At 50.5% G+C, this 12,813-nt stretch carries 12 protein-coding genes; 10 read left to right on the top strand and 2 right to left on the bottom strand.

What is annotated here, in order from left to right:
* Positions 1-224 precede the first annotated feature (224 nt).
* Positions 225-1,928, top strand: a complete 1,704-nt coding sequence (locus CVU71_07030; protein ID PKN19257.1) for a hypothetical protein — start codon at positions 225-227, stop codon at positions 1,926-1,928.
* A 144-nt stretch (positions 1,929-2,072) separates the two neighbouring features.
* On the opposite strand, the gene CVU71_07025 is transcribed toward CVU71_07030, so the two are convergent.
* Positions 2,073-2,612 (bottom strand): phosphohydrolase, encoded by a 540-nt coding sequence (locus tag CVU71_07025; GenBank protein ID PKN19524.1) that lies wholly within the window; start codon positions 2,610-2,612, stop codon positions 2,073-2,075.
* Positions 2,613-2,733: 121 nt separating this feature from the next.
* On the opposite strand from CVU71_07025, the gene CVU71_07020 reads away from it, so the two are divergent.
* On the top strand, positions 2,734-3,684 hold the full coding sequence (locus tag CVU71_07020; protein PKN19256.1) for a hypothetical protein: 951 nt from the start codon (positions 2,734-2,736) through the stop codon (positions 3,682-3,684).
* Between the two features lie 28 nt (positions 3,685-3,712).
* On the top strand, positions 3,713-4,786 hold the full coding sequence (locus CVU71_07015; GenBank protein ID PKN19255.1) for an AI-2E family transporter: 1,074 nt from the start codon (positions 3,713-3,715) through the stop codon (positions 4,784-4,786).
* A gap of 39 nt (positions 4,787-4,825) precedes the next feature.
* Here the strand turns inward: CVU71_07015 and CVU71_07010 are convergent, their stop codons facing one another.
* Positions 4,826-5,392 (bottom strand): 3-methyladenine DNA glycosylase, encoded by a 567-nt coding sequence (locus CVU71_07010; GenBank protein ID PKN19254.1) that lies wholly within the window; start codon positions 5,390-5,392, stop codon positions 4,826-4,828.
* Positions 5,393-5,736: 344 nt separating this feature from the next.
* Here CVU71_07010 and CVU71_07005 point away from each other — a divergent pair, with 344 nt between their 5' ends.
* The 7 genes from CVU71_07005 to CVU71_06975 are packed head-to-tail and all read left to right on the top strand — an operon-like array spanning position 5,737 to position 12,811.
* A complete protein-coding gene (locus CVU71_07005) occupies positions 5,737-6,687 on the top strand; it encodes an ACP S-malonyltransferase (GenBank protein PKN19253.1) in 951 nt (316 codons plus the stop codon).
* Positions 6,688-6,732: 45 nt separating this feature from the next.
* Positions 6,733-8,127, top strand: coding sequence for a pyruvate carboxylase (locus tag CVU71_07000; GenBank protein ID PKN19252.1), 1,395 nt, complete (start codon positions 6,733-6,735; stop codon positions 8,125-8,127).
* 27 nt (positions 8,128-8,154) lie between these two features.
* Complete coding sequence (locus tag CVU71_06995) at positions 8,155-9,354, top strand: hypothetical protein (protein PKN19251.1); 1,200 nt, start codon at positions 8,155-8,157, stop codon at positions 9,352-9,354.
* A gap of 6 nt (positions 9,355-9,360) precedes the next feature.
* Positions 9,361-10,356: a ketoacyl-ACP synthase III gene (locus CVU71_06990; protein PKN19523.1), complete on the top strand. Its 996-nt coding sequence runs from the start codon at positions 9,361-9,363 to the stop codon at positions 10,354-10,356.
* Complete coding sequence (locus tag CVU71_06985) at positions 10,346-11,074, top strand: beta-ketoacyl-ACP reductase (protein ID PKN19250.1); 729 nt, start codon at positions 10,346-10,348, stop codon at positions 11,072-11,074. The genes CVU71_06990 and CVU71_06985 overlap by 11 nt, the downstream gene beginning before the upstream one ends.
* Positions 11,064-11,534, top strand: coding sequence for a beta-hydroxyacyl-ACP dehydratase (locus CVU71_06980; protein PKN19249.1), 471 nt, complete (start codon positions 11,064-11,066; stop codon positions 11,532-11,534). The genes CVU71_06985 and CVU71_06980 overlap by 11 nt, the downstream gene beginning before the upstream one ends.
* Positions 11,531-12,811 (top strand): beta-ketoacyl-ACP synthase, encoded by a 1,281-nt coding sequence (locus CVU71_06975; protein PKN19248.1) that lies wholly within the window; start codon positions 11,531-11,533, stop codon positions 12,809-12,811. The genes CVU71_06980 and CVU71_06975 overlap by 4 nt, the downstream gene beginning before the upstream one ends.
* Positions 12,812-12,813 lie beyond the last annotated feature (2 nt).

Genomic DNA, 12,813 nt, shown 5'->3' with positions numbered 1-12,813 from the left:
GTCTGTAACTGTCAGCATTTATACTCCTCCTTATTAACGATGTCTTTTCGACATCAAACTTTTCGCTAACTTATCCATAAATGGTTCATTGTCAATTACAATTTTGCCCAAGCCTGTTAAGCTGATGTATTCACTAAGTAAAGACAGAATTTGTTTCTGTTGACATTCATTGCTTACCTCAGCTATTATTTCTTCGTTCAAATATCCGACAAGGGAGACGCTTTATGATGAAAAGCCTGAAAGCCATTCTTGTTATCATGCTGCTTATGACATCCGGACCTGTTCTGGCCGAGAATTTTACGGTGAAGGGCGATATGGCATCCACGATCCATTACGAATTGCAGCATCAGATTACGGCCGGCGATTCCATGAGAAAATTAACTTTAAGCTTTGTCGCGCCTGAAAGCTTTGATTCTCCCACGTACAAACAGCAGATCACTAATTTTAAAGTCAAATTTACGCCGGAGGCCGAGGAAAGAACGGAAAACACCGACGCCCGCGGCAATAAGATCATCCAGGCTTCCTGGACCACGGTGCCGGGGATTGTTGACGCCGTCATATCTTTCGACGCTCAAACCAATACCGGCTTGAAAGCCATTGACTCGGAGGCGCCTTTTCCGCTCACCAAAGTGCCCGATCATCTCAAAGTTTACCTGCAGGCTTCCGAACAGGTGCAGACGAATGATCCGGCCATACGGGAGCTTTCACTCAAACTGACCAAAGATGTCAAAACACAGTTCGATGCCGTCCAGAGAGTGGTGAGCTGGGTGGTGGATCATGTCCGCTACGTTAATCCTCCCGTACAGTACGACGCGCTTTATTCCCTGCAATCCGGCAAGGGAAACTGCCAGAATTTTTCTCACCTGACCGCGGCGCTTCTGCGGAATGTCGGGGTTCCGGTGCGGATTGTCAACGGCGTCACCATGAATCAGCCGTTTAATGTGGCCTGGGAAAAGGGTACCCTGACGTTTAAAATGGGGCAGGGCAGGCATTCCTGGGTGGAGGTCTGGTTTCCCGATCTGGGCTGGATTCCCTATGATCCCCAGAATATGCAGTTTTTCATTTCCAACCGCTTTGTCCGCATCGAAGTAGGCGTCGATAATAACGAAACAAAAAATGACGGTCTGGTCCGCTGGGCACAGAGTGCCGGGGCGCGCACCAAACCCAAGCTGCAGGAAAACATTGGCGGCACATTCCTTTCCGATTCCACAAAAGTATCGGCTACGCGCCAGAACTACGGTCCGAAAAATCTTCTTCTGGGGCCCAATGTTCAGGCGCAGTTCAAGAAAATAGAAATGCCTCCTCCTCCGCCTCCTCCGATTGTGATTTCCGCCGACAAAAAGAAAGAGCTGCGCTACAATGTGCCTTATGTTTACGGCAACACGGAATTTCCCGAAAATATTGACTTCGCCTTTCCCCGTGTGACCAAAGACAAGGGAAAGGGTTCTTTTGAAATGTCCCGTAATTTTCTGGTGGAAACGGCGGAGTATGTCACCACTAACGCTACGCAGTATGCTCAGGTTGTTGAATTGGCAAAGCCGGTGACGCTTCATAAAGTAGGACTGGCTCTTCATAAATTCGGCGGCGAGGGCTGGCTCTGGGTGGATGTGTTCAAGGATGAAGGGGGCAAGCCCGGCGATCCTTTATTTACAACGCAGATGATCAACCTGGATGATATATCCGGCAAGCCCGGTTACCGCTGGGTGGACTTTGTCTTCGCCGATAAGGAGAAGCCGGTTTTAATGCCCGGCGCTTACTGGATCGCGCTGGGATTTTCAGGATCGCCGATCATGAACTGGTTTTATACTTACGGCAAGCCTGTCGGGCCTGTCTACGGCACACGTTACAAAGGCGTCTTTGCCGAGGACTGGAGCGGCGCGCTGAATTACGAGTTTAACTACAAAGTTGTGGGTATGACCGTGAAGTGACCAAAGTATTCCAAAGCGCGTCATGTCAGGATGACGTTATTGAACTCTGCAACCCGGCGCTTAACCTGAAGGTCACACGTAACCTGAAGGTCACAAGTGCCGGGTCACCGGGATGACTTTCAAATAGTTTTTCACCGATGGTTATTATGTCTCTTCGGTAAGGGTTTGTCTGGCTGCGGCCAGCGTGTCGTCAAAGTGTTGTTCCAGCTTTTCATTGGCGCCCCGCAGACCGTCAATCACATTCTGGGCCCATTGCAGGTAATCGATCCTCCGTTGCCTCGGCCATTGAGAAGGTGGAGCGAAAGCCATGTCACGGACATTGCATATTTTATCCGCCAGTTTTATTTGTTTGGCCCGCCAGGACAGATGCGGCGAGTGTGTAATCTGTCTTTGTTTTCTTTCCTGCTTGGGCAGGCTTTTATCATCGCTCACCTCCAGCACCAAAGCCAGAACATCGTCGCCGAAGCTCAGGCGAATTTCTTCAGGGGTTGTGTCCGTATCTTCAATCGTGTCGTGAAGGATGGCGGCAATGATCGTGCTCTCATCGTAAACCCCGCCGACCGTCCATAAAATATTGGCGACTTCGATCGGATGATTGATGTAGGGCGAGGCGGCAGTGTCTTTTCTTCTCTGATGGCGGTGTTTTCCGGCGGAAAAATTCAGGGCTTTCAAAAAAAAGGTCAAATCGTTTTTCAAGGATACCTCCTTTACGGAGTAATCATATCACAGTCCTGGTTTTCCACGCAAACAATTGTCTGCGGCCTGTTTGAGATTATTGTTGATATGTGTTAACTGTTTCAAGAATATGGCAGTGATCGGAATTTACAAGCAGGGTGGTATGATGGCGGCGGATGAGGCTGGTAAAAAAATAGCATTTGAAAAACCTGATCTTGCGTTTTTGCGCAAGAGTCATGCCGTCTTTGATATGCATTTTCATACGCGTTACACGGATGGACGCGATTCCGTACAGGCAATTGCCGCGCGGGCGCGTGCTCTGGGGATCGGCATTGCCATCACCGATCATAATGACATCCGGGGCGCTCTGGAAATGGATAACTACAAAGATGTGCCGTTTATTCCCGGGATAGAGATTACATCACGCGAGGGCACGCACATCCTGGTGTATTTTTACACGCGCCAGCATTTAAAGAAGTTTTATACCAAGTACATCAAACCTTTCCTCGGGCGGGACATTATGAGCTCCACCAGACTGAGCATGGAAGAAATTATCCATTGCGCCAGGCTCTTTCCTTCCGTGACGATTTTCCCGCATCCCTTCTGCGTGGCCTATACCGGCATTTGTAATATTAATTTCGATGAGTCCCGACTGGGTCGTCTTCTGGAATCCGTGGACGGGGTGGAAGTCATTAATGCCGAAAATATTCATCGCTGGAATTTACGGTGCGCGCGTTTGGGATTGCATCTGGAAAAAGCGATTACCGGGGGCAGTGACGGCCATTCGCTGTATCATATGGGTAAGGTCGTGACCTATGCGGCCTGCGAAAAATCAGGTCCCGCAATGCTTGATGCCGTAAAGAACGGCGGCGTCTGTGTGGTCGGCAAAGAAATCAACCTGTTTCGAAAGGTGGCTGCAAGTACAGCCAAACTGAATGTTCATGCCGGGGCCTATCCGGACCGCCTGGGAAAGAATATCCGTTACAGCTACCGGGTGATTCATGTGAAATCCGTCCTCATCAGACGGCAATTGCAGTTAAGTTTTTACCGCAGAAGAAGTAAAATGAATCCGTTTTTCTAGGAAGGTCTGACACCATAAGAGGTATGCCATGTTTGATAAACTGTTTGCCGGTTTTCCCACGTTAATCTTGTTTCTTTTGCTGGGGATCGTTACGCTCTTATTCGGTTATATCCTGAAACCTTTTTTCTTTGCGATCTTCTGGGCGGTTTTGCTGGCTGCGATTTTTGCTCCGTTGTATGGACGGCTGCATCGAAAATTAAAAAGCCCCAATCTCTCTGCCGGTCTCGCGCTCGGGGCTGTATTAATCACATTTATTTTACCGGTTGTGCTCCTTCTCACTTTGCTGGTTGGCGAATCTCTTGAAATATACACTTCGATCAATTCCAGCAGGGGTTCCTGGATGAATTCACTTACCGGCATGCTCAACGCTTTGAGTCAGCACCCGATTCTGGCCCGGTTCGACCTGGATCAGCAATTTATTACGGATAAATCCATTGAACTTTTAAAAGTTGCCACCAATTTCCTTGTCTCCAACCTGTCCGCCTTCACGGGAAATACGATTGTTTTTTTCGTCGAGTTTGCCGTGATGCTTTACTGCCTGTTTTACTTTCTACGCGACGGAGATGATTTTGTCGATGCCATCGCTCATTACATGCCGGTGGACAGGCGTCATCTGGATACCTTCATCTCCGAGTTCCTTGTGACGTCGAAGGCCACGCTGAAGTTTACCTTTGTCATTGGAGGTATTCAGGGATTGCTGGGCGGTCTGGTCTTTTATATCACGGGCATCGAAGGGGCGCTGGTCTGGGGTGTGCTGATGATCGGTCTTTCCATTGTGCCGGCCATCGGCAATGCGATTATCTGGGCGCCGGCAGGCATCATCATGTTGCTTCTGGGACACATCTGGCAGGGTATTGCCATTCTGGTGTTCGGAGCGATCGTGATCAGTTCCATAGATAATCTGCTCAGGCCCATTCTGCTGGGCAAAGATATTCAGATGCATTCATTGTTGATTTTTCTTTCCACGCTGGGAGGTATTGCGGTTTTCGGATTTTCCGGATTTGTTCTGGGGCCGGTGGTTGCCGCATTTTTTCTGGCCAGTTGGAAATTGCTGCTGGAACTTTCTCAGGAAGAACAAAAGCGGAAAACATCAGAGGATTAGGAGTAGCGCCCTCATGTGGCCTTCAGGCTGCCAGGATATTCAGGAACGGATCAGAAATCGCCAAAGGGCTTCCCTGTCTTTCTTCTGGGCGTAATCAATCCCGATTCTGGGCGTGGATAAAACAGACTCAGGCGCGACTGCTTGAAAATCTTCCACCCATAAGTGCATGCCTTTTGTCAGGTCCCAGCCATTAAAAGATCTGGTGATGTCCAGCGCCTGACACAATTTGGCGGGCCCGTTGGTCAGAAGCTTATCAGGTTGTTTGCGGCGCGTCCGCATTTCGGAAAGACCGGAAAGCGGTTCAATCGCCCGGATCAGAACGCCGCAGGGATTGCCTTCCTCTTCCGTCACCATGTTCAACAGGTAATGCAGGCCGTAAGTAAAATACACATAGGCATGGCCCGGTGGGCCAAACATAACTGCATTACGAAGGGTTTTCCCCCCGTATGTATGGCAGGCGCTGTCCTTTGTTCCCAGGTAGGCTTCGGTCTCGGTAATGATTCCGGACAGCTCCGCGCCGTTGATTCGCCGGGTCAGTTTTTTTCCCAGGAGGTCGCGTGCGACGGTGAGTGTCGGGCGATTATAAAATTTTCTATGGAGCGGCATTGTGAACATTTTCCTGAAAAATGTGCCGTAATTTCAACTTGACTTAGGTTAATCTTCGTTTTAATACTTCTGCACCATGAAGTATTATAATGTCAACTTCAGTGTGCGTAATATCATAACTTTTCTTGTGCGTATATCTGTTCGCAGTGCAAAATAAATTACACGTTAAAACAATGAATAAGGAGGTGAATGAATAGCTGTTCTCGTCGTAAATAATGAATGAATTCCTTCTTCTGGAGGGTTGTTCAGAATATTATTTTAGTGGTATGGATTGTGCTTTATCGCGGTCGGTTGCTGGTTGTTAACCATAGATTCTCTTGAAGCGTTTGTGTTGAGGAATATACATGAGTGAAATGAAAAACACGGTAGTTGTTTTCCCCGGACAGGGATCGCAAAGGCAGGGGATGGGGAAAGATTTTTACGACCAGATTCCCGTGTGCCGAATGACGTTTGAAGAAGCGTCAGACGCCCTCGGATTGGATGTTGCATCCATCTGTTTTAATGAAGATGCCAGACTTCATCTGACGGAATATACGCAGCCCTGCATTGTGACCACCGAAGTGGCCATGTTAAGGGGACTTGCGGAAAAATACGGATTTAAAGCCGATTATTTCGGCGGCCATTCCCTGGGAGAGTTTACCGCGCTTGTTGCGGCGGGCGTCATGCCTTTTGCCGATACAGTACAAATTGTTCGCGAGCGTGGAAAATTGATGCAGGAAGCCGTTCCGGTGGGCGTAGGCTCGATGGCGGCGGTGATATCCGAAGGAATAGACGTCGAGGCGTTGAAGAAAATGCTCTCGGATCTGCCGATCGATGTTGCTAATATCAATTCAGCCAATCAGGTGGTGATCAGCGGAGACGCCGGCGCATTGCCCGCAGCGGAAAATCGATGCAGGGAATTATTTGCAGCGCCCAAAACATACCGGTTTGTGCAACTCAATGTCAGTGCGCCTTTCCACAGCCGTTTTATGAAAAAGATTGAAGAGCCTTTTGCCGGGACTTTAAAAGCATTCAGTCATTCATTTAATGCGCAGAATGCTCCCAGGGTGACTTCCAATTATCAGGGGTCATTTCATGCCGATTCCGTCGACGCGGTGATCGGCAATCTGGTCAGTCAGCTTTCCAACGCCGTGCGTTGGCGCGAAAACATGCAGGCGCTGGCCTTCGGCGCAGCCCGGATTTATGAAATCGGTCCGGGACGCCCGTTGCGTGAATTCTTTAAAACCATCGGTGTTGCTTGCGAATCCATTATTAGTTTTGCGGGCGCCGAAAAGAGTTTTGCCAATCCCCAATAACATTAACCAGAAAAGAAAACGTACTTCACAAGGGAGGTTTTAGTTTTGGAAAATTCAGTTAAAGAAAAAAATAACCCGATTAAAATTCAGGACAATACGTTTCGCGATGGCCATCAATCCATCTATGCAACCAGAATGAAAACGGACGATATGATTCCCATTGCTGAAGAAATGGATAGTTGCGGTTTTCACGCGATGGAAGTCTGGGGCGGCGCCACTTTTGATACCATGCATCGTTTTTTACAGGAAGACCCGTGGATGCGGCCGAGAATTTTAAGAAAATATATTAAAAAGACACCTTTTACCATGCTGCTTCGCGGCCAGAATCTGGTGGGCTACCGCCATTACGCCGATGATGTTGTCAGGGCGTTTGTCGATAAGGCCTGCGAGATCGGCATCGATATTTTCCGTTGTTTCGACGCGTTGAATGATTATCGCAACATTGAAACCTGCGTAGAAAGCATTAAGGCCAACAAAAAACACTTTCAGGGCGTGCTCTGTTATTCGCTGACCGATGTCCGCCTGGGCGGCGACGTCTATAACCTTGGTTTTTATGTGTCCAAAGCCAAAGAACTGGAAAAAATGGGCGCGGACTCCGTTTGTATCAAAGACATGGCCGGGCTTCTCTCGCCTTATGATGCTTATGATTTGATTTCGGCGTTGAAGAAGGAAATCAAGGTGCCGGTGCAGTTGCATACCCACTATACCAGCGGCATGGCCTCCATGACCTATTTAAAAGCCATCGAAGCCGGTGTTGATATTGTCGATACGTGCCTGGCGCCTTTTGCGCTTCGGACCTCCATGCCCGCTGTTGAACCGCTGGTTGCCGCCCTTACCGGGACACAGCGCGCAAGCGGCCTCGACTTATACAAACTGATCACTTTAGGCGAACATCTGGAGAAAATTGCTCCCAACTATAAAGTTCATCTGGCCGATCATAAACTTTCCATCATCGATACGGAAGTGCTTGCCCATCAGATTCCCGGCGGCATGATTTCCAATCTGGCCAGCCAGCTCAAAGAAATGAAGGCGCTGCACCGCATGGGGGAAATTACGAAAGAAGTCGTGCAAACGCGCAAAGATATGGGCTATCCGCCGCTGGTGACGCCGGTATCGCAGATCATCGGCGCGCAAGCCGTTCTGAACGTTCTTTTCGGCCGCTATGTGCGGGTGTCCAATCAGTTGAAAGATCTGGTGCTGGGCTTGTATGGTAAAACGCCTGTGCCGATTGACGCGGAATTAACCAAAAAATTACTGAAGAATTACAAGCTGGGATCGGAGCCGATTACCGGCAGGCCCGCTGATCTTCTTCAACCGGAAATCGATGACGCAAAAAAGAAGCTTGGCGATCTGGGCCGCAGCGACGAAGATGTGCTGGCCTATATTCTATACCCCGCCACGATGGAAAAGTTTTTGAAGGCGAAATACGGGATTGCTTAAACAAATTACAGAGACGAAAGGCAGATTATGGATTTAAGTTTCAGTGAAAATCAATTGCTCTATCTGGATACCGTGCGCAAGCTGGTAAAAAATTCGATTACACCCCACATTCTGGAATTGGAAAAGGCGCACAAGTTTCCCTGGCAGATTATTGAAACAGCCTGGAAAATGGGCGTGATCAATTTGTGCATTCCGGAATCAGTCAAGGGATTTGATGTCGATGTGTTTTCCTCGGCGCTGATTATCAAGGAAATATCCTACGGCGATACGGGCATTTCTACATCCGCCATGTGCAACGATCTGGCCAATGTTGTGATCAGCCAGCACGGAACGGATGAGCAGAAGGAAAGATTTTTGCGTCCTTTTGTTGAAAAGCCGCTGCTGGCTTCATTTTGTTTGACTGAACCGGGTGCCGGTTCCGATAACTCCATGATGACCAGCTTCATCGCGAAGCGCGATGACGGTACTTACGTCTTAAATGGCTCCAAGTGTTTTATCACCAACGCATCTTATGCATCTCAATTTACCGTATTGTGCAAAGTCGGCAAACCCACCAGCAACTTTATGGCGTGTGTCGTCATCCCCGTTCCCCACGTGACCTCCGCCGAACTGCCTGATGTCGGAAGCGCTGTCAGGGAGATTGATCTGCCCACCGGGGGGAAAATCATCATCGGCAAACCGGAAGATAAGCTGGGGCAAAGGCTGTCCAACACGGCCAGTGTTACTTTTGAGGATGTCATCATCCAGCCTGATCAGATCATTGGAGATCGCCGCTTTGGGTTTAAATATATCGTGGATGTGCTTGATTTCGCGCGTCCGATGGTTGCGGCCATTGGACTGGGATTGGCCAAAAGAACGCTGGATGTGACGCTGGCCTATACCCGCGAACGTAAACAATTCGGCCAGCGCATCTGCGATTTGCCGGTGGCCCGGGACATGCTCACCACCATGTGGAAGAAAGTTGAACTGGCGGAGTTGTCCCTGATGAAAGCCTGCTGCAAAATTCAGGAAAAAGCAGACGACGCCGGTCTCTATGCGTCGCTGGCGAAAAACACCTGCGCGGAAGCGGCCGTGTTTTGCTCAACGGAAGGCCTGCACCTGCATGGCGGTTACGGTTTCACCGCGGAATACGAAATATCAAAACTGGCGCGCGACGCTCACATCGTTGATATTTATGAAGGCGTCCGCGAAGTACAGAACATGATCATCGGGCGGGAGATCGTTTAGGTTATGCTGTACCTACATGCCATGGGGCATTTTAATCCGGAGAACATCATCTCCAACAAGTTTCTGGAAGATTTGGACATCGGCACGTCGAACGACTGGATTCTCGAACGCGTCGGCATCGTCAATCGCCGCACGGTCCTGCCTCTGGATTACATTAAAGAGACTAAAAATGCCGATTTCCGGGCCGCCTTTGAAGCGGGGTGTTATAAAAATGCTCAGATGGCCGCGCAGGCCGCCAGGAAAGCGCTCGAACGTGCATCGCTTAAACCTGAAGATATCGGCATGGTGATCGCCGGCAGTTCCTCGCCGGACAACATCGCGCCTGCGGAGTCCTCCGCCGTCGCCGCAGAATTGGGCATTGAAGTGCCCTGCCTGGATATGAATTCGGCGTGCAGTTCTTTCGGGATGCAGATGAATTTTCTGTCCAAAATGCAGCCGGAAACTCTGCCGCCGTATGTGCTGGTGGTTGATTCGGAAACCCTGACCAAGTCGGTGGATTATTCCGATCGGGCAGTCGCGGTTTTGTTTGGCGACGGCAGCGCCGCCGCGATTGTATCCGCACAGGTTCCGTCACGCACCGTATTCTGCGATTGTAGTTACGGGTCGCGTCCATCGGCCTGTGAAAAAGTCGGTATAGACTGGAAATGGCGTTTTCATCAGGACGGCAATGCCGTTCAGGGGTTTGCCATCCGCAAGACAACCGAAGGTGTGAGACATCTGAAGAACGTTTATGCCGATGAGGCGAAGCGGTTTATATTTATCGGCCATCAGGCCAATCTTATCATGCTCACGACGGTTTGCGAGCGCGCAGGTATTTTGCCTGCGGATCACTGGTATGGCGTTGATCAATTCGGCAATACCGGTTGCTGCGGCGCGCCGTCTGTGCTTTCCGCGCACTGGGAGGATGTTCAGCCGGGCGACCGCATTGCGATGTCCATCGTCGGAGCCGGGCTGTCCTGGGCTCATTTGATGTTGAAAGTAGAGGATAACAATCATGGATAAACCAGTTGCATTGGTAACGGGGGGCGCCACCGGAATCGGCGCCGCATGCTGTCGTGCTTTGGCCGCAGACGGATTCCATGTCGGCATTCATTACCGTAGCAGCGAACAAAAAGCGCAGGCGCTGTTTGCTGAAATCAAAGACGGCTTTTTGATCCAGGCGGATTTGTCGAGTATCGAACAGATTGACGCGATGATCGGGAAAATAAAAGAAGCGGCTGGGCGCGTGGATGTTCTGGTCAACAATGCCGGGCAGTCCATCAACGCTGATATCTTATCGATGAAGGTGGAGCAGTTTGACGAACAGCGGGCGCTGACGCGAGGTGTCTGGTATCTGACCAAAAGGATTCTGCGGCAATTCATGATCCGGAGTTCAGCCGGCCGTGTCATCAATATCTCCAGTGTGGTCGGCCATACGGGCAATGCGGGACAGATTCCCTACACGATGGAAAAAGCGGCGCTTGACGCCTTTACCAGATCATTGGCCCAGGAAATGGCCGGACGCAATATCCTGGTCAACTCTGTTGCACCGGGTTTTATCGAAACGGACATGACCTTCGAACTGCCGGTGGAAGTGAAAGAAAAAATCATGGCGGGCATACCGCTTGGGCGCATCGGAAAACCTGAGGAAATCGCAGAAGTGGTTGCCTTCCTGGCCCGAAAAGGAAGCTACATCAATGGCTCGGTGATTCACGTCAACGGGGGCCTTTATGGAGGCTGATGACAGCATCAAGCAGGAAGTGCTTGCGCTGGTGCCGCAGCAAAAGCCGTTCCGTTTCATTGATGAGATCCTTCAACTGAATGAAGAGGAAATTGTCGGAGCCTACCGTTTTCGCGAAGACGAGTTTTTCTATCCGGGGCATTTTCCCGGCAGGCCGATCACGCCGGGCGTGATTCTGGTGGAGTCGATGGCACAGATCGGCGTGGTGGCTTACGGCATGTACCTGCTGGCCTGCCAGAGAAATGTGCGGCCCAGTGAAATGAAAGGTCCGCTGAGCCTTTTTTCACTGGCCGATGATGTTGAGTTCAAGGGCATCGTGTTGCCCGGTGAAAGAGTGATTGTGAAAGGAAAAAAAATATACATGCGTAAAGGGGCATTAAAAGTGGATGTCAGTATGGAAAGAGAAAATGGCGAAGTGGTTTGCACGGGAAAATTAGCCGGAATGGGAGTGGAAACATGAAAACAAGAGTTGTCGTGACAGGAATGGGCGTTGCGGCCCCTAACGCTCATGGCCTGGATAATTTTGAACAGGCGTTGCGCGAAGGCCGGTCGGGTATCCGTTTTCAGCCGTTGCTGGAAGAATTGAAGTTTGGTTGTCAGATCGCCGGTGTCCCGGAAAATTTTGATGCGATCCGTAAGAGCTATTTTGATCACGAAAAACTGCTGTCGATCAATGACAATATCGGTTATGCGTCCGTATCGGCTGTGGATGCCTGGAAGGACGCGGGTTTCAGCATGCCGGACAACAATGATGAAACCGTGGATTGGGACACAGGTGTTATTGCGGGGTCCGGTATCGGCGGGATGGACACGATTGCGCAAACCGTCGTGCCCATGGTTAATGAAGGCAGGGTCAGACGACTGGGCAGCCGTGTTGTGGAGCAGGTGATGAACAGCGGCACCAGCGCCCGCATCGGTGGTTTGATCGGCGCGGGGAATCAGGTGACATCCAATTCGTCGGCCTGCAGCACGGGTAACGAAGCCATTATCGACGCTCTCTGGAGAATAAGAACGGGCTTGGCCAAACGGATGATCGCGGGCGGTTCGGAAGGCGCCACGCCCTATATCTGGGGCGGCTTTGATGCCATGCGTGTCATTTGCCGGAAGTATAACGACAACCCGACCGCAGGGTCCCGTCCGTTATCCGCCACGGCCTGCGGTTTTGTTCCCGGTTCCGGCGGCGCCATGCTGGTTCTGGAGGACCTGGAAACCGCGCTGGCCAGGAAAGCGAGAATTTATGCCGAAGTCATCGGCGGCGCTGTGAACAGCGGCGGGCAGCGAATGGGCGGTTCCATGACCGCTCCCAATCCTGAAGGCGTGAAAAGATGCATCCGCATGGCCGTGGCCGACGCGGGGATTGATCCGCATCAGGTGGATGCTATTAACGGTCATTTGACGGCAACCTATGCTGATCCCATTGAAGTCAGGAACTGGGCGGAAGCACTGGAACGAACGCCCGATACCTTTCCGTATATTAATTCGACCAAGTCCTTGATCGGCCATTGCCTCGGCGCTGCCGGGGCTATTGAAAGCGTGGCGGCCGTGCTTCAGATTTACCGGGGTTTTATACATCCCTCGATCAACAGCGAAGACGTGCACCCGGATATCGCGCCGTTTGCGGCAAAAATTCCGCAGAAATGTCTGGAATTTCCTGAATTGAAATATCTGGCCAAGGCCGGTTTCGGCTTCGGAGATGTGAATAGTTGTATCATATTTAAAAAGTGGGAAGAAAAATAATA

This window comes from Deltaproteobacteria bacterium HGW-Deltaproteobacteria-6 (genome assembly GCA_002840435.1).
In the GTDB taxonomy this organism is placed as follows: domain Bacteria; phylum Desulfobacterota; class Syntrophia; order Syntrophales; family Smithellaceae; genus UBA8904.
The sequence above is the reverse complement of the archived record's forward strand: the minus strand, read 5'-3'. Positions and strand labels throughout refer to the sequence as shown.

Excerpts from the sequence above, each read along its gene's own strand:
- CVU71_07030 (PKN19257.1), top strand. The coding sequence starts at position 225 with ATGATGAAAAGCCTGAAAGCCATTCTTGTTATCATGCTGCTTATGACA.
- CVU71_07020 (PKN19256.1), top strand. The coding sequence starts at position 2,734 with ATGGCAGTGATCGGAATTTACAAGCAGGGTGGTATGATGGCGGCGGAT.
- CVU71_07015 (PKN19255.1), top strand. The coding sequence starts at position 3,713 with ATGTTTGATAAACTGTTTGCCGGTTTTCCCACGTTAATCTTGTTTCTT.
- CVU71_07010 (PKN19254.1), bottom strand. The coding sequence starts at position 5,392 with ATGCCGCTCCATAGAAAATTTTATAATCGCCCGACACTCACCGTCGCA.
- CVU71_07005 (PKN19253.1), top strand. The coding sequence starts at position 5,737 with ATGAGTGAAATGAAAAACACGGTAGTTGTTTTCCCCGGACAGGGATCG.
- CVU71_06995 (PKN19251.1), top strand. The coding sequence starts at position 8,155 with ATGGATTTAAGTTTCAGTGAAAATCAATTGCTCTATCTGGATACCGTG.
- CVU71_06980 (PKN19249.1), top strand. The coding sequence starts at position 11,064 with ATGGAGGCTGATGACAGCATCAAGCAGGAAGTGCTTGCGCTGGTGCCG.
- CVU71_06975 (PKN19248.1), top strand. The coding sequence starts at position 11,531 with ATGAAAACAAGAGTTGTCGTGACAGGAATGGGCGTTGCGGCCCCTAAC.